A 25,567-nucleotide genomic window follows, 5' to 3' on the forward strand; every position below is an offset into this window, starting at 1 on the left:
CGTGAGTCATCTAACACTTGTCTTGGGGAACACACTTAACCGTTCCGGCCTTATCACCCAACGCGTTGGTGTACTTAGCAGCTGAGGCATTCGCGTTCTGCCCTGGCGACAGCACCTCATGAACATCAACCTTGCCGTCTGTGCGGACCGTTTGTACATCCGGGCGCAGCGCAGATTTTACTTCGCCATCGGTTGCGGTAGTGATGGTCTGATTTAGATTCACGCTTACCGCGTCAGTGCGGGTCAGTTCCTTTGCAGCAATTCCTTCGCTTGTTGCGGCGTGCATCGTTTCCTTTCCGGCCTTAAAGGTTTTCTGTGCCTTTCCAAAAAGCTTCGCGACTCCCTTCAGCGCCTTACCGACTACAGCGCCCTCCGGAACGACCCCGATGACAGCCGCTGTAATAGTCAACGCGCTCGGATTCTTGATCGCCTCGGCGATGTTGACAGCATCGCCTACAACCGGAAGCGCACTGGCCGCCAGCTCTGCTGCCTGCGGTGACGACGGCTGCCCTCCAAAGGACTGCACCATCGTGTCGCAACTCAAACCGTCGGCGCACCGCCCATCGGGGTCCGTATACCGATACGGATTGTCATTGGCATAATCGTACCGATTGAAGTGGAAGAGACTCCCAGGACTTGGCCCCACCGGATCGGTACTCAGGAACCGCCCTGTGGCAGGATCGTAATAGCGCGCCTGCATATACACCAACCCGGTATCCGGATCGTTCACATGCCCGGTATACCCCGGGCCGCTTGGCGGCATCCCCAGCGCCTGACTGCCGTACGGCGCATAGTCGTAGGTCGCAATGACATTGCCCGTCGCGTCCGCCTTGGCCAGCACCGTGCCCTGCGGATCGGTGTAGTAGTAGTGCACGGCGTCCTCGGCGTGCAGCTGGCCGGCGGCCAGCATCAACACGGCCAGCGCGATCTTCTGCCAGGTATTCATGGCGTGCCTCCCAGCTGGAGCGGCACGGGATTCACGATTTGCGGTGTCCCCTTGCGATCGGTATAGGTGGTGTTGGGGGCGTTGGTGAAGCCCGAGCAGCCGTTGGCGTTGCAGGCCTGCACCGCGTACTGCAAGGTCTGGCTGGAGGTGGGCGCGGCAATGCCGACGTTGGTCGCCGCGGTGCTGGCGATGATGGCCGACCCACCGGTGTCGGTGTTGGTGCGACGCACGTTGTAGGACGTGCTGCCTGACGAGGCACTCCAGCTGACGGTGTACGCCGTGCCGTGCACGTAAGATGGTGCCGTTACCGATGATGGCGGGGCCGGTGGCTGCGCCACCGCAATGGTGCTGACCGCGCTCCAGGGACCGCAACCACCGGCATTGCAACCTTGCGCGCGATAGCCGTAGTACCCGGTACTCTTGCCGCTGAACGCGTCGCTGGTGGCGCCGCTGTTCTGTGTGGTGTTCCAGCCGCCGCCATTGACCTGCTCCTGCAGGACGTAGGCGCTGGCACCATTGATGGCGCTCCAAGTGACCGTATAGCTGCCGTTGGCACTGCTCGTCGGCACGCTCAGGCTCGGTGCGCTGGCCGGCGGTATCGTCACCGTCACCCCGCTGCTGACGCGGAAGGCGCTGCAGCCGCTCGCGTTACACGCCTGCACCTGATAAATCCAGGAACCCGTAGTGGTCTCGCTCCCGCTGTAGCTTGTCGCACCACCACTGTAGAGCGTGCTCCAACCGGTGACGCCGTTATTGGCGTGCTGCAGGGTGTAGCTTGTCGCCGTCGCGCTGGCCGACCAATTCACCGTGACCGGGCCATTGCTGGTCGGCGGCACGCTGACGCTGGCCGGGACCGGCGGCGGAAGCAGCACGCTCAGGCTGTCCGTGGCACTCCATGGCCCGCAGCCCCCTACGTTGCAGGCCTGGACACGATGGCCATAGGTACCGGTGCCGCGCCCACTGGCGCTCCACTGGGTCGCGGCGGAGTTCTGGACGGTAGTCCAGCTGCCCCCGTTGACCTGTTCCTGCAACTGATAGGTCAGCGCGCCACTGACGCCATTCCAGGTAACCGTGTAGCTGCCGTTGCTGCTGTCCGGAGTGGCATTCAACGCCGGAGCGACGGCGGGCGGATGCGTCACCACCAGAGTGCCGCTGCCGGCCTGCCAGGGACTGCAGCCATAGGTGTTGCACGACTGCACGCGATAGCTGTATGAACCATCGGGCAGACCTGACACGGTGGTGCTGGTCGCGGTCCCCTGGTAGGCGTTTGCCCAGTTGGTGCCGCCGTTGCCGCTTTGCTGCAGCGTGTAGCTAGTGGTCAGGGTCGTGGCCGCCCAACTCAGCGTGGCGCTGCCATTGTTGCTGGTCGCCGGTACACTGAGGCTGGTCGGTGCATCGGGCAGCACACCGTAGGTCGTGTCCACGGTCACCGCGCCGGAGGTGGCCCAACCGCGGGTGCCGTAACTGTTGGAGGCCGCCACCCGGTAGGTGTAGCTGCCGCTGCTTGTTCCTGGGCGACTGATCGAGGTACTTGGCGTGCTGCTGGCAATGGTGGTCCAGGCGCCGCCATCGACCCGTTCCTGTACCTGATAGGCGTTGGCGCTGGCCGGTGCTGTCCAGCTCACCGTGTAGCCGCCATTGACGGTACCGCTGGGCACCGTCACCACGGGCAGTGTCGGGCGCACGCCCAGCGTGGCCGATAGCGTCCAGGGCCCGCAAGCGCTGCCATTGCATGCCTTGATTTGATAAACGTAGCTGCCGCCGACCCGGGCGCTCAGTGCCTTGCTCGCTGCCGCGCCGCTGTAGACCGTAGTCCAGCTCCCGTTGCTGGGCTGTTCCTGCAGCAGATAGCTGGAGGCCCCCGTGACCGCACCCCAACTCACGGTGTAATTGCCGTTGTTGGGGTTGGCATCGAAGCTCACCGCTCCGGGTGCCGACAATTGCAGGTGCTCCTTGTCGGCAACCAGGTGACTGCCAAGATAGATGAAATTGGTGCTCTTGCTGATTCCCGGCTCGTATTGGTACAGCAGCTGACCGGCGTGGCTATAGAAGCTGTAGGTCGATCCACCGCCGTTGTCCGGCGTTTTCACGGTACGCCGCCCTGCGGCATCGTACTGGTAGCTGTCAAACCCCGGAATATGGGTCAGCTGATTTTTCAAATCGAACAGCAACGCGTTGCCGTTCCGGCTGGTTTCGTTGCCACGATTGTCGTAGCCGAAACTGGCGATGGTGACGCCGGCCCGTACGATACTTGTCAGGCGATTGGACGGATCGTAAGCATAGACATTGGTCTGGCCGGCGGTCAGGCGCGTGCGCAGGTTGTTGAGCGGGTCGTAGCTGTAGGATTCAGTTCCCCAAAGCTGGGGAGCCACGGCGCTGACCAACCGGTTCAGGCCGTCGTAGCCAAATGTCTTGCTGCGTTTGCCGTCGACCAGATCCTGCACGCTCAGGATGTTTCCGTTGTGGTCGTAGCTCAGATCCTCGCTCAGGGTCAGGTTTGTGCCGTTGCCGTAGGTGAAATTCTTCAGCAACTGCCGTGCGTTCTGCTCGGCGACGTAACTGGTGCCGTCGGCATAGGTGTATCCGGCGACCTGGCCGTTCGGGAAATATTCCACGCCATGCACATAACTGCCGACCTTCGTCGGGCGGCCGCGGGCGTCGGGTGCGTAGCTGACGCTTTCACTGTCCGGGTAGACCACGTGATCGAGGTCGCCGTAGGCGTTGTGCGCGTAGCCCAGCATCAATGGGTTCTGACCCGTGGCAGGCGTCAAGGTCTCATCGGTCATCATGCCGCGGTAGTTGTAGTGCGCGCTCCACAGGCTGGTGCCGGAGTTGGCCTGATCCACATTGCCGGCGGGTGTGTAGTGATAGGACGTGCTCTGGGTGCCTGCCGGCGGCAGGATGGACGTGACCCGGTTCATCGGGTCGTAGCTGAAGGTGGTCAGCGCGCTGGCCTGAGCACTGCCGCAGCCGTCGCCACTGATCGCCAGCCCCGATACCGTGCTGTGCACATTGTTGGCGTTGTCGTAGGTGGTGATCGTGCTGCCGCTTTCCGGCTCGGTAGTGCGGCACAGACGATGGAAACTGTCGTAGTAGAACTGCTTGGCAACGCTGTCCGTTTCGGTGCCGTAGAGGCCCGACTGGGTGATTGCGGTCAGGTTGCCGTAGACGTCGCGAGCGATCGTCTGGGTCACGCCCTCGGGCGCCTGTACCTGGATGACGGCGTGGGTGGAGGGCTGGTCGAAAACCTGATAGGTGGTGGTGGTGACATTGTTTCCGGGATCAGTCAGCTGCACGCGAGCGCCGGACAGATACTGGGTCTTGGTCAGCAGCGTTCCCTGCTCGGAATCCTGCGCAGTCTGCGTGGGACGCTGCAGCACGTCATAGGTTGTATGAGTGCCCGAGGTGATCGCAGCCAGGTCAGGCGTACCGCTCACCGGGTAGGAAGAGAACGTCGCCAAACCACGCCAGTCGAAAGCGCTTGCCATCGTGATGTCGGAACCCGCGGTGCCGTTGATGTAAGTGTCGCTGAGCAGCGGGCGCAGCATTGCGTCGAAGTACGTCACCGACACGTTGTTACCCGTGCTGACGGTACGCCGCCAATGACCACCGGCGATGCCGCGTTCGGCACTGGCCACGTAGGCAAACGCAAACTTGCGCGGATACCACGCGGCCTCGTCGCCACCGGGATAGTCGATTTCAACAGGCCAGCCCACGGCGTCGTACTGATAGTTGGTGGTGTGACCAAGCTGATCGGTCACCGAGGTGATCTCACCGTAGTCACTCACGGTGGCGGATTGGCTGGTGCTGTCGGGATAGTTGATCAGTCGAGGAATGCCGCGGTAGTAGTTGCTCAGACTTGTGGTGTTGCTATCGCCGTCGGTAAAGCTGGCCAACTGGCCGGCACTGTTGTACGTGTAATGCATCAGCGTCTGGCCGAACCGCGCCCGGCTCAGCAACGTGTCATCGCTGGGGTCATAGGTGTTGCTCGACTCCACTTCGCCGGTGCCTGTGTTGGTCACGTCTTGCGGCAGACTCAGCACCCATCGACTCAAATCGTTGAAGTACGTCGTCTGTTCGGTGATTGGGGTCTGGCCCGCAATGTCGTTCGAACGCGTAACCAAGGTCGGGTTGGCAAAGGCGTCGAAAGCCTGGTTCTGGCGCGTGTAAGTGTTGTTGTCCTGCACGGTGGCGATTGTGACCACTGGTCGAATGCGCCCGACCATGGGGTTCTTGGCGATCGATTGCACCGAGATGCCGGCATTGTCCGGGAAGGCCTGCGCGCCGATCTGGCTATCGTCAAGGTAGGTATTGCTGACCGTCCTGAACGTGGTGCCGTCAAGTGCGTCGGTCTCGGTTTGCAGCAGGCGACCCTCATTGCGCGCGTACTCGACGCCAAAAGTGTATTTGCTGATGTCGCCGGGACTGGTCACCGTCACCACCTTGGACACGGCACACGTCGAACAATCACCCGGTGGCATGTAGTCCTCACCCTCATTGACGGAGGCCGGGATCGTTGGCGTGAAATACCCGCCATTGTTGCTACCGTAGTCGTAGGTCCAGTTCTGAGTGCTCAGCCCGGCACCGCTGATCTGCTTGGATTGGAGCGTGAAGTTGTCGAAGAAGTCATAAATTTCAGCGTATGCGGTGTACTCGTTGTACGGCACGCATGATTTGGGCACGTAGGTGCGCCAGTGGCGCTGGTACTGGAACGTAAACACGCCATGGGCGCCCGAAGGGCTATCCATGGCGTAGACGACGTTTCCGGTGTTGGGGTCGGGCGCCAATTGGCAGTGCGCCGAAGGGGGCGGCGAGTGATCGTGATTGGTGACCGTCGCCAGCGAACCGGAAACAACGGCGTACTTCCACTGCGACCCGTCGGGTCGGGTCACGCTGATCAAACTGCCATCACCGGCGTAGCCGTAGGTCCAGGTTCGCGTGCCGGCTGCGGCGCTGGTGACATGATCACCGGACCAGGTGATATCTATCTCGCGGCCATCATTGGCCAAGATCTTGGTTAACTGCGAGGAGCTGTTGTACGTGTACGTCACCCAGTTGCCAAAGCGGTCCTGCACCCGGGTAGCCAACAGATAGATGCGAGAACGCGTCACGTTGGCGTTGTAGGACGCGCCGTTGGTTGCCACGCCCGAGTAGAGCAGGGTCGATGTGGGATTGATCAAGGCCCAGTTGAAGGTGTAGGTCACGCCGCTCGGCGTGAGTACGGAAAACGCTTCGCCGGGATAGCCATTGGCGGTACTGGAAAGACATCTCGCCAGATCGTAATTCTTGGTGATCCATGGGTAGGTTTGGCCATCAGTGATAGCCGGCAATTTCGCCTCGGTGTTGCGCAGCAACTCCTCACTACCCGCACCAGGAATATGCAACTGGTTGCCGTCCCAGACCGATGCCACCGGCGGCACTTCGGATCCAACCGTTGTGTACACCGGGTGGGTGATACTGCAGCGTGCTGTGCTCGCAGTCTGGTAATCGCTACCCAGGACGACCCATCCGTTCTGCTGCGTGAACACCCCATTGATGTAGGGAACATCCAGGTCCCAGTCGCCTAACCCGCCCAGCCGCCCGGTGGGGCGACGCCGGTCGTCGATGGTAAGGCGGCGACCGAAGCGCACCGGCAAACTGCTGTTACCGGGCAAGTCGATGTCGGCAACATCGAACTCGGTGGCGCCGTTGTAGAGACTGACCTGGTCTCCAAAGAGATCGGATGTAAGCGGGGAAACCTCCTGCGCACTGCGGAGGTGCTTGCCGTATTCTTCGTAGGGCTCAACGCCATCGGTGGACTGCGCGTGAACCCCCAGCGTCGCCATCAACAATACCAAGCCCAACCAGCTTCCCGTGCGTGTCTTCATGATTTCCCCAAAGTCCATTTACTACTGCGAATTGCCGTTCACGCGTTGGTGCACACGGCATGGTGCGAAGATGCCAAAACGCTCGTCTTGAACGAGTCAAATGAGCATTGAGCTGCTGGTGAATACTGCAAAAAGCACCACAGCGAAGGTGTAGGAACCGCGCTATCCAGAACGGATCGGCGAGCCGCAGCGAATTTGCAATTTGAACGCCATCCCCATGGCCCCCTAAATCGAACCTTGCATCCGACCGCGAAAACCTAGCTCGATCACAAGCGTATGGCAAGAAGCAATCTGTGTCGATGAGACGTCCGCGTGAACGGTCATATCCGGAGAGGGATCCTTGGGCCTGCATCCTCCATGGCTATCCTTGCCGACCGAAGCGCGTGCGCTGACCACCAGCCTGTGTTTCATGCAGAACCAGAATCAGGATCGCGACGGGCAAGCGTGAAATCTGCGCCTACCAGGTGACGGCATGGCAAACGCGCGCCTGGCGCCTGAATACGCCGGAACTGTTTATCAGGAAGCCGAAGAACCAGACGGCACTGGGCATAGCCCAGATGTTTGCACGATGTGCTTCATCGCGCGGGGAACACGATGTCAGTAGTCGCGCACATCCGGCAGCATGAAACAGCGCGCGTTGTAGTCACCGGCCTGCGGCCAGGCGACCGCGTTCAACGCCAGCGTGCCGGCGGTCCACAGCTCGTTGTCGAGCAGTGCCTCGCAGCGCGAATCGCCATCCGCGGCATGGCTGTGCACGAGGCGCACCCAGTGCAGTTCGGGGCTGAGCGCTTCGCGCTTCAATGCCGCCTCGATCGACGCCAGCGCCTCGGTGGGCATGCTGGCGGCATCCGCGCCGCGTGCACTGAACGGGCCGATGAACACGTCCCACGTGCGCACGCCGATCTCCCACGCGGCAATGCGCATGCGGCGGTCGTCGGTGACGTACCAGCATGCGGCCAGCAGCGGGTGGAACGCATCGTGCTCGAACGCGCGCAGCGCGTCGCGGCAACCGGTGTCGCCGCCGCCCGCTCCGGCGAAGCTCTCCTCGATGTAGCGCTCCTCGCTCAGCACCACGTCGACGTCCAGCCGGCCGGGCTCGCCCGCCGCACCCGCATGCCAGGCAGCGCGGATCGCCGGAAAATCGCCGTCGGTGACCAGCCAGCCGTCCTCGTCCGCTTCCAGCTCGACGTCGTGGCGCTCGAACAACTGCAACAGGTATTTCTGCAACGCCGCGCTGTCCATCGTCATGCCTGCGAGGGGGTGGTGTCGTTCGACGGCAGCTCGCGCCAGGTCAGGTAGACACGCAGGTCGAACTCCAGCTGATGGTAGTCCGGCAACATGTGCGTGCACAGCTGGTAGAACGCCTTGTTGTGCTCCATCTCTTTCAGGTGCGCCAGTTCGTGCACCACGATCATCTGCAGGAACTCCGGCGCGGCAGCCTTGAACAGGCTGGCCACGCGGATCTCCTTTTTCGCCTTGAGCCGCCCGCCCTGCACGCGCGAGACCGCGGTGTGCAGGCCGAGCGCGTTGCGCAGCACGTCGAGCCTGGCGTCGTACAGCACCTTGTCGATGCCGGGTGCATTCTTCATGTGCTGCTGTTTCAAGGCAGCCACGTAGGCATACAGCGCCTTGTCGCTCTGCACGTCGTGGCGCGCCGGGTAACGCCTGGCCAGGTGCTCGCCCAGGCGCTCCTGCGCGATCAGCGCGCGCACCTTGTCCTGCAGCGTGGCGGGGTATGCCTGGAGATACTTGAGCGCGACCATGCGGCCATTCTCGCACTGCGCCGCCTCGATCCGGGTGGAGCGCCCACGGAAGTCGCGCGGATGCGACGACGCACGCCGCTACATGTCGAAGCGGTAACTCAGCTTGACCAGCAGTTGCTCGTCGTCGCGCAACGCAAAGCTGTTGCCGAGGACATCGCCCGTGTGGCGCGCCAGGCCATCCATCGCGTAACCGCCGCGGCCGTAGACCACGTACAGGTAGGACAGCGGAGCCAGCTCGTAGCGGTAGCGGATCTGCAGGCCGAGGTTGCGCACGTTGAAGTCGTCGATCGGCTCGTCGCTGGCCTCGGCGCGGCCGCTGGCGCCGACGCGGTAGCCGCCGCGCAGGCGCGCGTCCAGCCCGATCGCCTGCAGCTTCACGCGCAGTTCCTGGCGCGGGTCGATGGCCCAGTCGAAACCGGCATCGAGTTGCAGCGTGTGCTGGTCGAAGCGGCCGATCAGGTTGTCGTGCTGCCAGACCAGCCAGTCCGGAATGCGCTGCCAGGACGGCCCGGCGTACACGCTGAAGGCGTCGTTGATGAAGTAGGTGGGCACGAACTCGATGTCGAAGGCGGCCTGCCGGTTGCCGCCGAGGCCGCCGGTGAAAACCTCCGCATCCAGCTTGAACGCCCAGTCGCCGTGGCGCGGACTGATGCGCTCGTAGAAGAAATCCAGCGACGGCGGCAGGAACAGCGCGCCATGCCCGCGCGTCAGCAAGTCGTCCCAGCCGGCCGTGTTGACGTTGAGCTGTGCATCCTCGGTGGTGCCGTCGCGCAACGTGCTGGTGCGGCGGATGCGCAATTGCCGCCGCAGGCGCAGGCCGTGGTCGTTGTCCAGCGCGTCGATGCGGAAATGCCAGTCGTGCGAGCTGTAGGCCGAGTCCGCCGGCAGCGAGGCGTAGCGCTTGCGCACCTCCCAGTGGGCGTAGTTGAAATTGTTGCGTTCGAGGTAGCCGAAATCGTTGACCTGCAGTCGGTCGCCGAAGTGCATGCCCAGCCATTGCTGGCGCCAGCCGTCGCCCATTTCCAGGTCGGCGATGACGGTGCCGCCGCTGTCGCGCGTGTGCGTTCCCGATTGCAGGATGTCGCTGGCCACCACGTTGGTGGCGATGGTCAGCTGCGCGGTGGGCTGCCAGTGGTGATCGACGCCGAGCACGGTCGCCTCGCGATCCAGCCATGGCCGGTCGACGCGGGTCAGCAGCATGCCCAGGCTCTGCGTGCCGAAGTCGTGGGTCACCCGCGCGGCCCCGAAGAAGCGCCCGGCCTGACCGTCCTCGTCGGCGGCCAGCACGCCGTAGCTGGTGGTGCCGACGCTGCCATTGAGCTTCACCGCGGCGTCGATGTCCGCCGCGCCCATGCCATCGTCCGAAGGACCACCGACGCGGCGCGTGTAGACCAGCTGGCTGTTGTCGTCGAGCAGGCTGAAATCGAAGATGCCCTGGTTCTCGGTGAAGAACGGGCGCTTGTCGCTGACGTAGGTTTCGGTGGCGCCGAAGTTGACCACCAGGTCGTCGCTCTCGACCTGGCCGAAATCCGGGTTCAACGCCGCGGTCAGCTGGAACTGGCCGTTCGGTTTCCACAGGATGTCGGCGCCCTGCTGGAAATGGCTGCGGCCGCGCACGTTGTCGTACAGGCCCGACGCATACGGCGTGATCGCAAACAGCGACTGGTGGTACTGCGGCACCTCGATCCGCTCGAACTCGGACAGGAAGCGCGGGCGCATGAAGCTGGCCACCGGCCATGCGTCGCGTTCGCCGGTGGAGCCGGTGACGCGATCGAGATAGATGCCGAGCGTGCGCTGGCCGTCCTTCGCCGCATGCATCGGCGCGGTGTACCAGGGGATCAGGATCTCCACGCTCCAGCCGGCCGCATCTTCGCTCACCGCGTGCTGCCAGCTGCCGTCCCAGTCCTTGTTGAACCGGCTCTCGTTGGTGATCACCGCATCGTTGATGCCGTTGGTCGAGCTGACCACGAAATCGTAGCCGGTGCGCCCGTCGCCGTTGAAGTCGACCATCACGTTGACGCGGTCCACCTGGTCGTCGAAATCGCGCTGCACGCGCTGGCGCGTGCGCGGCACCTCCGGTGGCTGGTCGCAGCGGAACGCCACCGCCAGCCCCTCCGGCGTCGCCAGCACCCAGGCCTCGGTATGCAGCGTGCCGGGCTGGCCGTTGAGCGGCTGGGTCTGGCGAAAATCGGTGATGTGTCGTGCGCCGGCCCACTCGGCCGGCTGGATGTGACCGTCAATCTCGACGGCGAGCGCCGGCGCCGAGGCCGCGGCCAGGGTCAGGAACAACAGGCATGCAAGGCGCATGTCGGGGAATCCACGGGGAGAGAATGCCGCGCGGCGCAGTGGAACCGGCGCGCTCGGCATGGGGTAGATGCACAGCTTGCCGCGAAGGTTTGAATTCCTCGACGGCCATTGGTCATGCAAAGGGCATGACGCGGGCGCGGCCCGCGCCGCGCCGGGACACGATCAGCGCTTGCGCCCCCACCACCACTGGCGCAGCACCAGCGCCGGCACGATCACCGCGGCAAATGCGCCGTAGCCCCACAACGCGGGCAGCACCTGCTGCCAGATCGACCCGCTGACCGGGCCGAATTCGCCCGGCTCCGGCAGCACGGCCGAATCGAAACCGGCAAGCGCGGCGAGCGCGGTGGCGATGCCGGCCAGCAGCAGCACCAGCACGTCGAACGTGCGCCGGCCCGCCGTTCGCGGCAGGCTGCGCGGCCAGATCCAGTAGATCACGCACAGCACCAGCAGCCAGGGGGCCAGCAACAGGATGGACAGGTAACGCACGGATATCTCCTTTCAGGGCGCGGCGGCGAGTCGGAACGGCGAGAGCACCGCGGCCATTCAATCCTGCGTCGCGAGCTGGTCCAGCGCGAGCCGCAGGCGCGTCAGCGCCTGCTCGCGCGCGGCTTCGTCCGGATAATCCGGCGTGCTCGCCACGGCCTCGCCATCGATCTCCAGCACCAGATTCGCGCCGCGCACCTGCACCACGGCCGCGGTGGCGCCCAACTGCTTCAGGCGCTTCTGGCTTGCACCCGCCGCCTTGGGGTCGGCGAACGGCACCGACAGCAGCAGCTCCTCGCCCTCGGCCGAGAACAGGCGGAAACGAAAGCGGCCGTCGTCGTCGCGAAAACTGGCCAGCCGTGCGACGCGCTGCACCTTCGCCGGCCGCGCCGGGCCCGCCGCTGCGCCAGCCGTGCGCATCGCACGCAAACCCAGCACCTCGCGCAGGCCGGCCACTTTCGGCGTGGCGATCGCCCGCGCCTTGCGCGCGCCTTCCTGCAGGATCACCTCGATCGCGGCCGGGTCGGCCATCAACGTGTCGTAGCGCTCGCGCATCGGCGCCACGTCGGTTTCGATGCGCTCGTACAGCACCTGCTTGGCTTCGCCCCAGCCGAGCCCCTCCTCCAACGCGCGGCGGAATGCCGCCGTTTCGGTCTCGCTGGCAAAGGCGCGGAAGATGGTGAACAGCGCGCAGTCGTCCGGATCCTTCGGCTCGCCCGGCGCACGCGAGTCGGTGACGATGCGCATGATCGCCTCGCGCAGCGCCTTGCTGCCGCCGGCGAACAGCGGGATCGTGTTGTCGTAGCTCTTGGACATCTTGCGCCCGTCGAGCCCCGGCAGCGTGGCCACCTGCTCCTCGATCAGCGCCTCGGGCAGCACGAAGAACTCGCGGCCATGCAGATGGTTGAAACGCTGGCCGAGATCGCGCGCCATCTCGATGTGCTGGATCTGGTCGCGCCCCACCGGCACCTGGTGCGCATCGAACGCCAGGATGTCGGCCGCCATCAGCACCGGATACATGTACAGGCCGGCGGTGATGCCGGCGTCGGCGTCCTCGCCTGCCGCGGCGTTCTTGTCCACCGCCGCCTTGTATGCGTGCGCGCGGTTGAGCATGCCCTTGGACGCGATGCAGGTGAGGAACCAGGTCAGCTCGGGGATTTCCGGGATGTCCGATTGCCGATAGAACGTCACCCGCGCCGGATCGAGCCCCGCCGCCAGCCAGCTCGCCGCGATCTCCAGCCGCGACCGCTCGATCCGCGCCGCGTCATCGCTCTTGATCAGGGCGTGGTAATCGGCCATGAAGAAAAACGCATCCACGTCCGCCCGTCGGCTGGCCTCGACCGAGGGGCGGATCGCGCCCACGTAGTTGCCCAGATGCGGCGTGCCGGTGGTGGTGATGCCGGTAAGGACTCGGGTGTTCATGCTGCGCCGCGCAAGGAAAACGCCAGTCTACGACATCGGACCGCGCGGATTGAACCGCGGGGCTGGTAGCACGCCGGCAGGCAACGAGCGCGCCCACTATGCAGCTCCTGCACAGCCTCATGGGAGCGGTCAATGCGTCTCCTCATGCATGATCTTGCATCAACGGCGAAAGCTTGCTGCCAGCAACCCCTTGACGCATGAACTTGCGGCGAGTATTGAGAGCGAACACGCCGTACCACGCGCCGCGCAAGGCTACGCAAGGCCTGTGCACGAGGGATTTCCGCCGAAGCGGCACAGGGAAAAGGGGGAAGCATGGCTCGGAACACGATGCGGCTACCGCAAGGGTTTGCCACGCGAGTGGCATTTTGTCTGATGGTTTTGCTGGTGCCGCTGTGTGCCGCGCCGAGGGCGTTCGCACTGGACAGCGGAGGCGGCATTCCGACATGGGTCGAATATGCCAAGCGCATCAAGGCCACTCAGCAAATTTCAGCGTTAGAGAACGGCTTTGCGGGCGAACATGTCAGCCTTTCAAATGGCTCGACGTCGTTTTCCGTCACCGATATCGACGTGCCGGGCAATTTCGGCTTGCCTGTGCAACTTGCCCGCACGTTGGCCATTGAGCTGCAACCGCAGGACGATATCCAGCCCTACGACTCTCTGCTTCGAGGCACGGGCAATTGGGATGTCGATGTGCCGTTGATGGCCGCGACCTACCCGACGTCGACTGGCTGGAGCGCGCAACGTTGCTCCCAGGGAAGCGTTCCCGGTTTGGCGTTCGGGCCTAACATGGCTTTCTCCCGCGGCGAAGCCTGGCAAGGTATCGCCATCCACCTGCCCGGTCGAGGCGACACCACGGCACTGGGGTTGGACGCAGCCGTTCCTGTGCCGTCCAGTGGTGGCCCCTATCGCCTGCCGTCCGCCACCGCCCGAGCCGCCATCGCCACCGCCACCGCCACCGCCTAAAATCTAGAGCCCGCCCTGGCTCGCATCCTATATAAAGTAACGGTGGCCATGGTCGGCGGCATTAGTCGGAGACAAGCGCGTGAAATCAACTAGTCAGTTATATCTTGCGGAAAAAAAGCTTCGTGAAATTATGCGTTGCCTTGATAAGGATGACTTTGATCAGGTTAAAAAATTATTGGATAGATCTAAATCCGATCCTTCTTCATTTCCAAGTGCTACTGGAATGCGATATATCTATGCGAGGCTCGAAGAAGAAGGTGCCTTTGGTGGAAACAACAACCCAGTTGCTTTAAGTGCTTTTTCCGAGCTATCTTCAGAAGAAGGCGAGTTTCAAAGTGAAGGCCTAATTGGTCGGGCAAGAATGCTGTACAGACTTAGCGAAAGGGAAAATGCAAACGAGGTTCTTGATTTATGCGAGAGAGCAGTCTCTGTCGACGGGAATGCCAAGGCCATGATGATAATGGGCCATGTGCTTCAGAATACTAAAAATGACTTTTCCGCCGCAAATCGGTGGTATCTGCGGGCCTTCTTTAGCGGCATGCCTTGGGGTTTGAGGTTCTACGCATCGTCGCAAGCCAAGCAACGAAGGTTTTTTCTCTCCTCGCTGGCCCACCTGATCGCGGCAATCACTAGTCCGATCCTGTTAGTTTTCTTCGGTGAGCGAGGCCCATACAAATAGCTAGGCGGTTTCCAGACCCCAGTTCAGCACAGAAAGATGGGCAGAGTCTGAGGTTTCCCTACGAATCTGCTCAGTCAACATGTTGCACGCGTATTGAAGGAATGGTGCACGCATGAAGCGGTCTTGCGATCCGCTTCAGCGGATCAGCGTGGATTTGCCGAACAGCGACTCGATCAGATCCACTGCCAGTTTGGCGGTGGCGTTGCGGCGGTCGAAGGCGGGGTTGAGTTCGACCAGGTCGAGCGAGGCCAGCCGGCCGCTGTCGGAGATCATTTCCATGCACAGCTGCGCCTCGCGATAACCGGGGCCGCCGCGCACGGTGGTGCCGACGCCGGGCGCGATGCTGGGGTCGAGGAAGTCGACGTCGAAGCTCACGTGCAGGTGGGTGTTGTCGTCCATGCCGTCCAGTGCCTGCTCCATCACCCGCTTCATGCCGTCCTCGTCGATCCGGCGCATGTCGAAGATGCCCACGTTGGCTTCGCGCACGAGCTGCTTCTCGCCGTAGTCGACCGAGCGGATGCCGATCTGGCGGATCACGTCGGGGGTGATCGCCGGGGTGTGGCTGCCGATCCCGGTCAATACTTGCGGGCCGCGGCCGCACAGGCAGGCCACCGGCATGCCATGGATGTTGCCCGACGGCGTCGCCTCGGCGGTGTTGAAATCCGAATGCGCGTCGAGCCACAGCACGCGCAGCTGCTTGCCGGTTTCGCGGCAGTGGTCGGCCACCGCGCTGATCGAGCCGATGGCGAGGCAATGGTCGCCGCCGAGCATGATCGGCAGGCGGCCGGACTGAAGCTCCTGGCGAACAGCCGTATAGACGGCCGTATTCCATGCGGCCACTTCGTCGAGATGGCGATAGCCGTCGACCGGCGGCAGCCACGGATTGAGCGGCCCCTGCAGGTTGCCGCGGTCGATTACCTGCAGGCCGCGCTGTTCGAGTTTGGCGGCCAGGTTGGCGACGCGCATGGCTTCCGGCCCCATCGAGGCGCCACGGTGGCCGGCGCCGATGTCGGTGGGAACGCCGATCAGTGAAACGGTTTGTGTGTTCATGAAGTTCTTGCCTGCGGTGGAGTCCGGCGCGCACGCTGACGCGGTGCACCGGCACGGTGGATCACGCGGCGTCCATGGCGCTGTACCGGGACATCGCGCAAACATGGTGCGCGGTCGTGGACGCAAGAATGCATGCGCGGCGATGACCGCCGCGCATGGTGCAAGTCTAACGGATCAGGTCGTGGGGGCCGCGTCACGCGCGATGCGTGACCCACCACGCCATGACCGGCGGGTGGCCTGCGACGACAGCGAAACCCGAGGCCCGTGGGCTGCCATGGCCCGCGCGCCGTGTGGTGGCATGACGGAAGGACAATGCCAGCCTCCGCCGGACCGACGAAGGGGCAAGCGGGCGTGTCGAGGTGGGCCACGCAACGCCCGTCTTGCGCCTTGACGCGGTGGACGTCAAGAACGGATCTGCTGCGGACAACAGCTTGCCTTCGCCGGAACGACGAGCCCGAAACCGGGTCGGGACGCCGTCAAGTCAGAGGTGCGTCGTCGCGCATGCGTTCGAGTTCATCCTCGCGGCGCGATCGCGCGCCGGCCCGCCACGTCACCAGATCGCCCGCCGCACGCGCTGTCGCGCCCGCGGTAGCTGGTTTGGCCGGTTTCCCCCACAGCATCCCTGCAAACAGCTGCAAGCCGCGCCAAAGGGCGGGCTGCACATACGGTGTTTGCATGTCGATCACTCCCGGCTACCCCTGCGTAGCCGTTGAAGCGATCGTAACAAATTTCGCGACGCACGCACGCCGCGCCGCAACGTACCGCCAAGCTTTGGGCTCAGGACACGGCGGTCATCGGGGAGCGGCGTACCTCGGCGTACTGCACCAGCGGGATGCTGAAATCGTTGCAGATCATCTCCACGCGGGCGGCGGTACCGGAGCTGGCGTGCTCCTCGCGGGCCAGGCCGCGACCCAGGCGGATGGCATGGGCAAAGCGCAGGCGGTCGAACAGGACGTCCGGGCCGCTGCAGATGCGCCACAGGCCGTGGCGGCTTTCCTTGATGGTCAGGACCACGCTCATGGGCGCCCCCTCGGCCGAAGAATAGAGACCGATGCGCGCAGGGGCGCACCGGAGCTTGCCAAGGATGTGTCGAGGCCTGGCGCCGGGTCTGTCAGCGCAGGCCTACAGTTGCTGTGGGGAGTCGGCGCGCCGCGGGCGGATGGCGCGGCGGCGGCCATGCAGGCGGATGGTGCCGGCACCAGGAATCGAACCCGGGACCTGCTGATTACAAATCAGCTGCTCTACCAACTGAGCTATGCCGGCGCAGGCGGGGATTCTAGCAGCGGGGCGCTGCGCTCGCTCAGAAGCAGCGGATGTCCTGCGTGCCGAGGTCGCTGGCGCCGAGGTACTGGCGCCAGTCGAAGGGTTGGGCGGCGCCGATGGCGAGGTCGAGCCAGTACTCCGGGACGCTTTCGCTGCGCTCGCTCATGCGCGCGGGAAAGCCGGCGGCGGCCACCTGGTCCAGGCGCTTGCGCGCATTGGCCGGGTCGCGGAACAGGCCGAGCGACACCGTGTTGGCCTGGTCGCCGGAGCCGACCACGAAATAGTCGTTGATGTTTTTCGCGGCAAGCTGGCGGGCCGTCTGCAGCGCCTGCGCACGGCTGGCGGCGGCGGGCAGGTAGACCCACCACGCGCTGGGCTGGGTGGTCTGTTGCTGGCGCGAGCGCATGCGCGCGACGTGCCCGTCCAGCGCCTGGCGCGCGCTGCGCAGGTCCTGCGGCGTGTCGAACGGCCCCAGCGCCATGCAACGAAAGCCTTGCGAGGCATCGACGGCCGCGGCCGGCGTTTCGGGCACCGCGATCGTGCCTTCCGCCGCGGGCAGTTCCGACAACAGTTGCAGTGGCGCCACGCCCGGGTCGGTGGCGTCGCCGACGTGCCGGTAGGGCTGGCCCAACAGCAGCCACGCTCCGACCGCGATATTCAGCGCGCTCAACAGGACAAACAGCAGACGCAGGAACATCGAACCCCCATCAAGACCGCCAACCACTCATTCTAGTGGCTGGCCGGCGTCGGCATGTGCGCATCCGCCCACAATGCCAGGCCACGCAACACGCTGTCCTGGCCGACTTGCACGGGCAGCGACAGCAACGGCGCCAGTCGCGGCGCATCGCCGCCGTCGAGGATCAGCGCCGGTTCGCCGCCCAGGCGCGGACGCATCTGCGCATGGAAGCGCTCGATCAGTGCGGCGGCGGCCTGCCAGCAGCCGGAGGTCACCGCATCGGCGGTGTTGTCGGCCAGCTGCAGGATGTCGCCGGGTCGCTGCGGGCGCACCAGCGCAGTCGCATCGAGCAGCGAGCGCTGCATCAGCTGCACGCCCGGCGCGATCAACCCGCCCAGGTGCCGGCCATCGGCGGCCAGCGCATCGAGCACCAGCGCGGTGCCGGCGCTGGCGAGCACGCACGGCTCGCGATGGGTGGCATGCGCGGCAACCATGGCGAGGAAGCGATCCACGCCCAGCCGCTGTGGCTCGGCATAGGCATTGCGTACGCCACAGGCGCTGGCCGGGGTGCGCAGCCATTCGGGCGCGCTGTCGAATGCCTGCCGCAGCACGGCGGCAACGCGCTGCTCGCGCGCGTCGTCGACCACCGACGCGCCGACTACCTGGGTCGATCGCGGAAAACCCGCCCACGCCGCATCCGGCAGCGTGGCCAGATCCTCGCGCCACTCCAGCACGCCCTGCGCCAGCCATGCGGGCGACGGTCCCTGCAGCGCCCATTTCAGGCGCGAATTGCCCAGATCCAGCAGCAGTCTCATGCGCGGCGCACCGTGACGTCGGCGCTGTCGATGCGCCGCTCGCTGCCGTCAGGCAGTTGCACCCGCAAGGCGCCGCGCGCGTCGATGCCTGCGCCGAGTGCGTCGAACGTGCCGAGCGCTCCGCTGAGTTGCAGCGGCCGACCGCGCAGCAGGTCGTGGCGCGCATAGTCGGCGGCGAAGGCGTGGAAGCCTTCGCGCTCGAACTCGGCCAGGCCTTGCGCCAACGCAGCGATCAGCGCCGCGGCCACGCGGTTGCGATCCGGCGGCGCGCCCGCGCACAGGCTGGCCAGGTCGGTGGCCGGCTGGCCGGCCTGGCCTTGCAGGGCCGGGGTCAGGCGCAGGTTGAGTCCGATGCCGATGATCGCCGAACAGGGCCCCTGGAATTCGCCGCTGAGCTCGACCAGGATGCCCGCCAGCTTGCCGCTGCCGTCGCTGGCCAAGACATCGTTCGGCCATTTCAGCCCCGCACCGGCAACGCCCAGTTCATCCAGCGCGCGCAGCACGATCACGCCGATCGCCAGCGACAGGCCGCCCAGCGCCGCGAAGCCCGCACCGAATCGTTTCAGGCAGGAGAGATAGATGTTCAACCCCGGCGGCGACAGCCAGTCGCGACCGCGCCGGCCGCGCCCGGCACTCTGCGATTCGGCCAGCACCACGCAAAGGTCGGCTGCATCGGCAAGCCGCCGCTGCAGTTCGCTGGAGGTCGAGTCGAGCTCGTCGTGCACTTCCAGCGTACCCAGCGTGCGTGCGACATCGGCCGGCAAGGCGGCGCGGATGCGCTGCGCGTCGAGCATCTGCAGTGGCCACGGCAGGCAATAGCCGGCCCGGCCGCGGGTCTGCACCGGCACGCCCCGCGCACGCAGTGCCTCGACCTGCTTCCAGATCGCCGCCCGGGTCACCCCGCTGCGCTCGGCCAGCGCCGCGCCGGAAAGCGGTGCGCCGGGAGCCAGCAAGGCCAGCAATTGCAGCGGCTGCATCAGCGAACCCGGCGCGCGGCGGCGCGCGCCGTGGGGGCAGCGCGAGGCAGGGGAACGGTGGAGAAAAGAACCATCGAATCATTCTAGCCTGCCGCACGCTGCACTGCGGCACGCGCGCCCGCCGCTTGCACTGGCAGCAGCGCCCGGTTTCTGCGACGATCGGATTCTTCGCTTGCGGCCTGGGGAGTTTCACTGCCATGCGCGCCACCCACCGGATCATCGCTTGCATCCTGTGCCTCGCCTTCGCCGGCGCGACAGCAGCGGCCAGCCTCGATAGCCAAGGCGTGGACAGCGGCAGCCCAACCGCAAGCAACGCGTCATCGCACGATAGCGAAGACGGCATCGCCGGCGACGTGCTGGGCATGAACCGCGAGAACAGCAGCCCCGGCAGCAGCAGCACCAGCGGCGCCGTGCGCAGCAGCAACGACCGTTCCGGCGCGGCTTCGCCGGCACCGGCCCCTGCGCCCCGGCCACATCTGGGTTGGCAATCGCTGCTGCCTGGGTCGATCCAGTAAGCGTTCGGCGGCATGCCGCGCCGTTGGTGGACATCCCTGCGGGCACACTTTGAACCTGCACCGATCGCCGACCCCCTGTGGCGGCGAGCCCTGGCGGCCTGTCCGCTGGCGCGTCGGCTGGACCCCGCGCGACAACTGCAACTGCGCCAGCTCGCCGGCATCTTCCTGGCGCGCAAGCGTTTTCACGCGCTGGCCGGCGCGGTACTGGACGACTACTGGCGATTGCTGATTGCCATGCAGGCCTGCCTGCCGGCGCTGCAGCAGGGTGCGACCAGCCTGCGCGGCTGGCGCGACGTGCTGATCTACCCGGGCGAGTTCAAGGTGCGCCGCAGCCACCATGACGACCACACCGGCGTGGTCACCGAGAGCGACGAGGTGCTGATCGGCGAGGCCTGGGAGCATGGCCCGCTGGTGCTGTCCCTGGCCGACGTGCAACTGGACCTGGAGCAGCCGTGGGACGGCTACAACGTGGTCGTGCACGAGATGGCCCACAAGCTGGACATGCTCGATGGCCCGCCCGACGGCGTGCCGCCATTGCGCGAGATTCCGCGGCGGCGCTGGATCGGGGAGTTCCAGCGCGCCTACGACCGCCTGCTGGCCGCCGGCCCCGGCCACGCGCCGATCGACCACTACGCGACCGAAAGCGCCGGCGAGTATTTCGCCGTGGTCAGCGAGCTGCACTACTCGCAGCCAGCCGTATTGCGCGAAACCGAGCCGGCGGTGGCCGAACTGCTGCACGCGTTCTACGGCCCCTCGCCCGCCGACGGCGAGGAGCCGTGCGGCGGCTGTCGCCGCTGAGCAGGATCAGCTCGCGGCCAGCCGCACGCTGAAGCGTGCGCCGCCCAGTTCCGGCGAACGATCGACCACCAGTTCGCCCTGGTAGGCGTGCACGATGTCCTGCACGATCGACAGGCCGATGCCGTGGCCCTGCACGCGCTCGTCGCCGCGCACGCCGCGCTGCAGGACTTTCTCGATCTTGTCCTCGGCGATGCCGGGGCCGTCATCTTCCACGCTGATGTAGAGGCCCGGCCGCTTGCGCCCGTGCTCCGGTTGCGCCTTGACCTCCAGCAACACGCGGTGGGAGGCCCACTTGAAGGCATTCTCCAGCAGGTTGCCGAGCAGTTCGAGCAGGTCGCCCTGCTCGCCGTAGAACGCCGCGCCCTCGCCGATGTCGAACTCGCACAACACGTTCTTGGCCGCGTAGACCTTCTCCAGACCCTGCACCAGATCCTCGGCCGCGCCCGCGATCGGCACCGCGCTGGCGAAAGTCTGCCGGCCAGAGGTGGCCGCGCGGGCCAGTTGATAGGCGACCAGTTCGTCCATCCGGCGCACCTGATCGAGCACCGCCGTGCTGCGCCCGGCCAGCACCTCGCCGGTGGTGGATTCCAGTTGCGAGCGGATTACCGCCAGCGGCGTCTTCAGGCTGTGCGCGAGATCCGCCAGCGTGTGCCGGTAGCGCGTGCGCTGCTCGCGCTCGTTGGTGATGAAGGCGTTGATGCGCTCGGTCAGGCCGGTCAGTTCCAGCGGGTACTGGCTGTCCAGCTGCTCGCTGTCGCCGCGCTCGACCCGGCTCATGTCGCTGGCCACCTTGCGCAGCGGGGTGAGGCTCCAGCGCAGCAGCAATAGCTGGAGCACCATCAGCATCACGCCCAGGATCGACAGCCAGATCACCAGCGCGCGCCGGTAGGCCATGTTGCCGCCCTCGAGCTGATCCTCGGTCTGCGCCACCATCACGGTGAAGCGCACCGACTTGCCCGCCTCGGTGTCCCAGGCCACGCCGTAGCTGTAGTAGTAGAGGCGACCCATGCGCGTGTCGATCGGGCCGACGAAGCGGCTGGCGCCCGGCTCCAGCGGCACCAGGAAACTGAAGTCACGGCCGATCGCGGAGGGTGACTCCCAGCGGAAGTCCTTGTCGCCCACCGCCACCGCGTAGAGGCCGGAACCCGGGCGCGAGAAATTCGGATCCGGCGAGGTGTCCGGCGACAGGATGCGGCCGTAGCGGTTGACGTCGAAGTTGGTGATGTAGGCGATCGCGAAGTTCTGCAGGCGGTCGTGCAGCGCGCTCAGCGCACGCTCCTTGTTCGCCTGCGACAGGGTCAGGCCGACCAGGCCGAGGAAGCCGGCCAGCACGAATCCGGTGGCGATCGCCGCGCGCGCCGCCAGCGACAGCGGGCGGCGCGCGGGCGATGGCTCATTCGTCGTCGCCGTCGGTGCGCGGGATGGCAAAGCGGTATCCGCGTCCACGTACCGTCTCGATGGGTTTCAGGGTGCCTTCCGGATCGAGCTTGCGGCGCAGGCGGCCGATGAAAACTTCCAGCACGTTGGAGTCGCGGTCGAAATCCTGCTGGTAGATGTGCTCGGTGAGGTCGGCCTTGGAGACCAGTTCGCCCGCGTGCAGCATCAGGTATTCGAGCACCTTGTACTCGTAGCTGGTGAGGTCGACCAGCTTGCCCTCCACGGTCACCGTCTGCGCGGTGGTGTCGAGCTTGATCACGCCGCAGGCCAGGATCGGCTTGGACCAGCCGCTGGCCCGGCGCACCAGCGCGTTGATGCGCGCCAGCAGCTCCTCGACGTGGAACGGCTTGACCAGGTAGTCGTCGGCGCCGTACTTCAGTCCCTCGACCTTGTCCTGCCAGCTGCCGCGCGCGGTGAGGATCAGGATCGGGTAGCGCTGGCCCGCCTCGCGCAACGCCTTGACCAGGTCCATGCCCGACATCTTGGGCAGGCCAAGGTCGATGATGGCCAGGTCGAATGGCACCTCGCGGCCGAGATAGATGCCCTCTTCGCCGTCCTGCGCCGCATCGACGGCAAAGCCGTCGCGTTTCAGCCGGGCCGCCAGCGTCTCGCGCAACGGCGCCTCGTCTTCCACCAACAGGATGCGCATATCAATGTTTCTCCTTGCTGCCCGCATTCCGCCCGGGCGGGTTCTTGGTCGACTGGGCCGACCCCGGATTCTTGCTCGCTTCGGAGGAAATCGCCATCACCTTCACATGGCCGTTCGGGGTGAGCACCTTGATGCGGTACTCCATCCGGCGGCCGACCCCGCGCGACTCCGCCGACAATACCTTGCCGCCGGTTTCCTGCTGCACCTGGAGCACCGCCTGATCCAGCGTCACCGCCGGCTTGCCCGTCTGCGCCGCCGCCACGCCCCCGAACGGGATCAGGGCTGCCAGCAGCATGCTCTTGTACCTGATCATGCGTGAATATCCTGTCCGGCGTTGAGCGAACGCCCAGCCTAAGAGGTCAGGCCTGAATACTGGCCGGACGGGGCGCGCCTGTCACGCTGCCGCCGCGCACGGCGCCATGGCCTGCTGGAGCAATGCCCAGCCTGCCCCGGGCAGATGCGCGCCCTCGCTGAGCGCGCGGCGGAATGCGCGCGCGCCAGGCTCGCCCTGGTAAAGGCCCAGCAGGTGGCGGCTGATGTGCTTGAACGCGGTGCCGCGCGCCAGCTCGGCCTCGATGTAGGGCCGCAGGCGCTGCAGCACGCTTTCCCGGGTAGGCAGCGGCTCGCCGTGCAGCGCGTGCTCGATCTGTGCCAGCAGGTACGGATCGTGGTATGCCGCACGGCCCAGCATCACCCCATCCAGCCGGGCCAGGTGGGTACGCACCTGCTCGACCGTGGTGATGCCCCCGTTGACCACCACCACGAGCTCGGGAAACTCGCGCTTGAGCCGGTACACGCGCTCGTAGTCCAGCGGCGGGATCTCGCGGTTCTCCTTCGGCGACAGGCCCTTGAGCCAGGCCTTGCGCGCGTGCACCACCAGCACGCGCACGCCCGCCTCCAGCATGGTCTCGGTGAAGTGCTGCAGGCCTGCGTAGTCATCCTGGTCGTCCACGCCGATGCGGCACTTCACCGTCACCGGCACCTCGACCGCATCGCGCATCGCCTTCACGCACTCGCCGACCAGGGCCGGTTCGCGCATCAGGCAGGCGCCGAAGCGGCCCGACTGCACCCGGTCGGAGGGGCAACCGACGTTGAGGTTGATCTCGTCGTAGCCGGCCTCCGCGCCGAAGCGCGCCGCCTGTGCCAGTTCCTGCGGCTCGCTGCCGCCCAGCTGCAACGCCAGCGGATGTTCCTGCTGGCTGTGTTCGAGCAGGCGCAGCTGCTTGCCGCGCACCAGCGCGGCGCTGGTCACCATCTCGGTGTACAGCCGCGCGCGCGGCGACAGCAGCCGGTGGAAGTAGCGGCAGTGGCGGTCGGTCCAGTCCATCATGGGCGCGACGCTGAAGTGCCACGGCGAGGCGGCGGCGGAATCGTTCATGCGCGTAGTGTACGTGCTGCCGCCGCCCGCACCGGCGGCAGCCGGGCTGCATGGCGGCGGCTATGCCTTTCCGCGCGTCATCGACACCGCCAGGCGCAATCGCCCCTGGAAGCCTTTCTGCGACGATAGCGGAATGAGGTAACCCCCGTCGCCCTGCGGCTCGACCAGGGTGCCCAGGCTCTCGCTGGACTGCTCGTCGACGAGCAGGTAGCGCAGGTTCCAGCCTTCGTCGGTCTGCGTGGCACGCACCACCAGCGTGTCGCGGAACAGGTATTCGCCTTCGACGTGCTTGTCCAGCCACAGTTTGTTGTCGATGGTGTAGCCGGTGGTCGACACGGTCAGCTCCACGCTGAACACGACGGTCTTGCCGGAGGTGATCTTGCTGGTGTCGAGGAAGGCCGAGAACAGCACCGGCGAGCGCGGTGCGTCCAGCCCGACGTTGGCCGGGCGCAGCAGTTCGTCGAAGCTGCGCAGCACCGCGCTGAAGGTGTCGCGGCGGCGCTCGGTCAGGCGGTAGCTGTTGGTGCCGCGCGGCGCCACGGTGGCCTCGAAATAGTACGAGGCGCGCACCTGCTTGCCGTCGTCCTTGGCTTTCTGCACCGAGGCCGGCAGCGGCAGCGCGTCGACCTCCAGCGTGCCGTCCACGCGCATGTCGCCGAACAGGAAGCGCACCAGGTTCTGGTAGCCCTCCTCGGAATTGACCACGCCGTACACGCCGCTGTGGCTGCGGTAGGCGAACGCGCGCGGCGCGCCGCTCACGGTGGCGTTCTCGATCTTCACCAGGCCGTCGCTCATCTCGCCGGCCAGCTTGCGCGACACGCCGAGCGCGGCTTCGTAGTCGCGGTGATTGGTGCCGACAAAGCAGAAAAACTGCTGCGGATCGAACTTGCCGTCCAGCGTGTCCACGCGCTCCGGCGTGCCCTTCAGGCCGAGGTAGCCGGCCATGGTCTTGCGGTTGAAGTTGTTCATGTCCCACAGGCCGAGCACCGCCGGCACGTTGAAGCCGGCCATCTCGATGCCGTTGTGCGGGGTGGCGTAGGTGAACACCTTGTCCACCATGGCACGGTCGGCGCCGGTGCTGATCTTGTCGTTCTGCAGGAAGCTGCGGCATACCAGTCCACCCATCGAATGGGCGACCAGGTACACGCGGAATGCCTTCTTCCGCGCCGCGTCGGCGCCGCAAACCTGGTCGCGCAGCTTGCGGATCAGGTCGCGCAGGCCGGTGGCGGCCTCGACGATCGACAGTACCTTGCCATCGCCAAGGTCGGTATCGGCCGTTTCGTAGTAACGGTAGATCACCACGCTGCGCGCCGGCAGCTCACCGTCGATCTCGCTGCCATCGGTGTAGGTGTCGCGGTAGCCGTAGTCCTTCATCAGCCGCACCAGCGGCGATTCGAACACGTGGCGCCGCACGGTGCCGTCCCAGGCCTGGCGCACCTTGGTGGAGCCGAGATTGAAGCCCATGTACGGCGTGGCGACGGTGTCGGCGATCTCGTTCGCCGTCATCGCGTAGCCGCGGACGTAGATGATCGGAAAGTAGGGGGCGGTCAGCGGATCCATGGGGCCGTTTCCTCTTTGA

The 25,567-nt window shown here is 65.6% G+C and carries 22 protein-coding genes and 1 tRNA gene; 4 read left to right on the top strand and 19 right to left on the bottom strand.

What is annotated here, in order from left to right:
* Positions 1-10 precede the first annotated feature (10 nt).
* The 7 genes from ACVCMG_RS07885 to ACVCMG_RS07915 all read right to left on the bottom strand — a co-directional run bounded on the left by ACVCMG_RS07885 (position 11) and on the right by ACVCMG_RS07915 (position 12,788).
* Positions 11-946 (bottom strand): RHS repeat-associated core domain-containing protein, encoded by a 936-nt coding sequence (locus ACVCMG_RS07885; RefSeq protein WP_447115316.1) that lies wholly within the window; start codon positions 944-946, stop codon positions 11-13.
* Positions 943-6,813, bottom strand: a complete 5,871-nt coding sequence (locus tag ACVCMG_RS07890) for a hypothetical protein (RefSeq protein ID WP_447115317.1) — start codon at positions 6,811-6,813, stop codon at positions 943-945. The genes ACVCMG_RS07885 and ACVCMG_RS07890 overlap by 4 nt, the downstream gene beginning before the upstream one ends.
* A 597-nt stretch (positions 6,814-7,410) precedes the next feature.
* Positions 7,411-8,055, bottom strand: a complete 645-nt coding sequence (locus ACVCMG_RS07895) for a DUF6348 family protein (RefSeq protein WP_447115400.1) — start codon at positions 8,053-8,055, stop codon at positions 7,411-7,413.
* A gap of 2 nt (positions 8,056-8,057) precedes the next feature.
* The gene (locus tag ACVCMG_RS07900) at positions 8,058-8,576 is read right to left on the bottom strand and encodes a YgjP-like metallopeptidase domain-containing protein (RefSeq protein WP_447115318.1); all 519 of its coding nucleotides are present in this window, start codon (positions 8,574-8,576) and stop codon (positions 8,058-8,060) included.
* Positions 8,577-8,654: 78 nt separating this feature from the next.
* Positions 8,655-10,883, bottom strand: a complete 2,229-nt coding sequence (locus tag ACVCMG_RS07905; protein WP_447101003.1) for a DUF5916 domain-containing protein — start codon at positions 10,881-10,883, stop codon at positions 8,655-8,657.
* A 162-nt stretch (positions 10,884-11,045) separates the two neighbouring features.
* Positions 11,046-11,369, bottom strand: coding sequence for a hypothetical protein (locus tag ACVCMG_RS07910; protein ID WP_447097345.1), 324 nt, complete (start codon positions 11,367-11,369; stop codon positions 11,046-11,048).
* A gap of 57 nt (positions 11,370-11,426) precedes the next feature.
* Complete coding sequence (locus ACVCMG_RS07915) at positions 11,427-12,788, bottom strand: tryptophan--tRNA ligase (RefSeq protein WP_447115319.1); 1,362 nt, start codon at positions 12,786-12,788, stop codon at positions 11,427-11,429.
* A gap of 372 nt (positions 12,789-13,160) precedes the next feature.
* On the opposite strand from ACVCMG_RS07915, the gene ACVCMG_RS07920 reads away from it, so the two are divergent.
* Both ACVCMG_RS07920 and ACVCMG_RS07925 read left to right on the top strand, forming a co-directional pair.
* Positions 13,161-13,751, top strand: coding sequence for a hypothetical protein (locus tag ACVCMG_RS07920; protein ID WP_447115320.1), 591 nt, complete (start codon positions 13,161-13,163; stop codon positions 13,749-13,751).
* Between the two features lie 79 nt (positions 13,752-13,830).
* Positions 13,831-14,430, top strand: a complete 600-nt coding sequence (locus ACVCMG_RS07925; protein ID WP_447105515.1) for a hypothetical protein — start codon at positions 13,831-13,833, stop codon at positions 14,428-14,430.
* 135 nt (positions 14,431-14,565) lie between these two features.
* Here the strand turns inward: ACVCMG_RS07925 and rocF are convergent, their stop codons facing one another.
* The 7 genes from rocF to ACVCMG_RS07960 all read right to left on the bottom strand — a co-directional run bounded on the left by rocF (position 14,566) and on the right by ACVCMG_RS07960 (position 19,211).
* A complete protein-coding gene (rocF, locus tag ACVCMG_RS07930) occupies positions 14,566-15,480 on the bottom strand; it encodes an arginase (protein WP_447115321.1) in 915 nt (304 codons plus the stop codon).
* A 476-nt stretch (positions 15,481-15,956) separates the two neighbouring features.
* On the bottom strand, positions 15,957-16,166 hold the full coding sequence (locus ACVCMG_RS07935) for a hypothetical protein (protein ID WP_447101004.1): 210 nt from the start codon (positions 16,164-16,166) through the stop codon (positions 15,957-15,959).
* Positions 16,167-16,257: 91 nt separating this feature from the next.
* On the bottom strand, positions 16,258-16,500 hold the full coding sequence (locus ACVCMG_RS07940) for a hypothetical protein (protein ID WP_395116221.1): 243 nt from the start codon (positions 16,498-16,500) through the stop codon (positions 16,258-16,260).
* Between the two features lie 167 nt (positions 16,501-16,667).
* Positions 16,668-16,743 (bottom strand) — tRNA-Thr (locus tag ACVCMG_RS07945).
* A 37-nt stretch (positions 16,744-16,780) separates the two neighbouring features.
* A complete protein-coding gene (locus tag ACVCMG_RS07950) occupies positions 16,781-17,440 on the bottom strand; it encodes an SPOR domain-containing protein (RefSeq protein WP_447115322.1) in 660 nt (219 codons plus the stop codon).
* A gap of 32 nt (positions 17,441-17,472) precedes the next feature.
* The gene (locus ACVCMG_RS07955) at positions 17,473-18,234 is read right to left on the bottom strand and encodes a type III pantothenate kinase (RefSeq protein ID WP_447101006.1); all 762 of its coding nucleotides are present in this window, start codon (positions 18,232-18,234) and stop codon (positions 17,473-17,475) included.
* Positions 18,231-19,211, bottom strand: a complete 981-nt coding sequence (locus ACVCMG_RS07960) for a biotin--[acetyl-CoA-carboxylase] ligase (protein WP_395116216.1) — start codon at positions 19,209-19,211, stop codon at positions 18,231-18,233. Before ACVCMG_RS07960 ends, ACVCMG_RS07955 begins: the two co-directional genes overlap by 4 nt.
* A gap of 197 nt (positions 19,212-19,408) precedes the next feature.
* Between ACVCMG_RS07960 and ACVCMG_RS07965 the strand changes: the two genes are divergently transcribed.
* Together ACVCMG_RS07965 and ACVCMG_RS07970 are read left to right on the top strand one after the other, a co-directional pair.
* Positions 19,409-19,726, top strand: coding sequence for a hypothetical protein (locus ACVCMG_RS07965; RefSeq protein ID WP_395116214.1), 318 nt, complete (start codon positions 19,409-19,411; stop codon positions 19,724-19,726).
* A 12-nt stretch (positions 19,727-19,738) separates the two neighbouring features.
* Positions 19,739-20,524, top strand: coding sequence for a M90 family metallopeptidase (locus tag ACVCMG_RS07970; protein ID WP_395116212.1), 786 nt, complete (start codon positions 19,739-19,741; stop codon positions 20,522-20,524).
* A 6-nt stretch (positions 20,525-20,530) separates the two neighbouring features.
* On the opposite strand, the gene ACVCMG_RS07975 is transcribed toward ACVCMG_RS07970, so the two are convergent.
* From ACVCMG_RS07975 to ACVCMG_RS07995, 5 genes are all read right to left on the bottom strand, one after another.
* Positions 20,531-21,952: an ATP-binding protein gene (locus ACVCMG_RS07975; protein WP_395121329.1), complete on the bottom strand. Its 1,422-nt coding sequence runs from the start codon at positions 21,950-21,952 to the stop codon at positions 20,531-20,533.
* The gene (locus ACVCMG_RS07980; RefSeq protein WP_136259750.1) at positions 21,918-22,610 is read right to left on the bottom strand and encodes a response regulator transcription factor; all 693 of its coding nucleotides are present in this window, start codon (positions 22,608-22,610) and stop codon (positions 21,918-21,920) included. Before ACVCMG_RS07980 ends, ACVCMG_RS07975 begins: the two co-directional genes overlap by 35 nt.
* 1 nt (position 22,611) lies before the next feature.
* Complete coding sequence (locus ACVCMG_RS07985; protein ID WP_298851460.1) at positions 22,612-22,923, bottom strand: PepSY domain-containing protein; 312 nt, start codon at positions 22,921-22,923, stop codon at positions 22,612-22,614.
* Positions 22,924-23,004: 81 nt separating this feature from the next.
* The gene (dusA, locus tag ACVCMG_RS07990; RefSeq protein WP_447097355.1) at positions 23,005-23,988 is read right to left on the bottom strand and encodes a tRNA dihydrouridine(20/20a) synthase DusA; all 984 of its coding nucleotides are present in this window, start codon (positions 23,986-23,988) and stop codon (positions 23,005-23,007) included.
* A 60-nt stretch (positions 23,989-24,048) separates the two neighbouring features.
* Positions 24,049-25,548: an esterase/lipase family protein gene (locus ACVCMG_RS07995; protein ID WP_447115323.1), complete on the bottom strand. Its 1,500-nt coding sequence runs from the start codon at positions 25,546-25,548 to the stop codon at positions 24,049-24,051.
* Between the last annotated feature and the right edge of the window lie 19 nt (positions 25,549-25,567).

The sequence above is a fragment of the Rhodanobacter sp. UC4451_H18 genome (assembly GCF_052978225.1).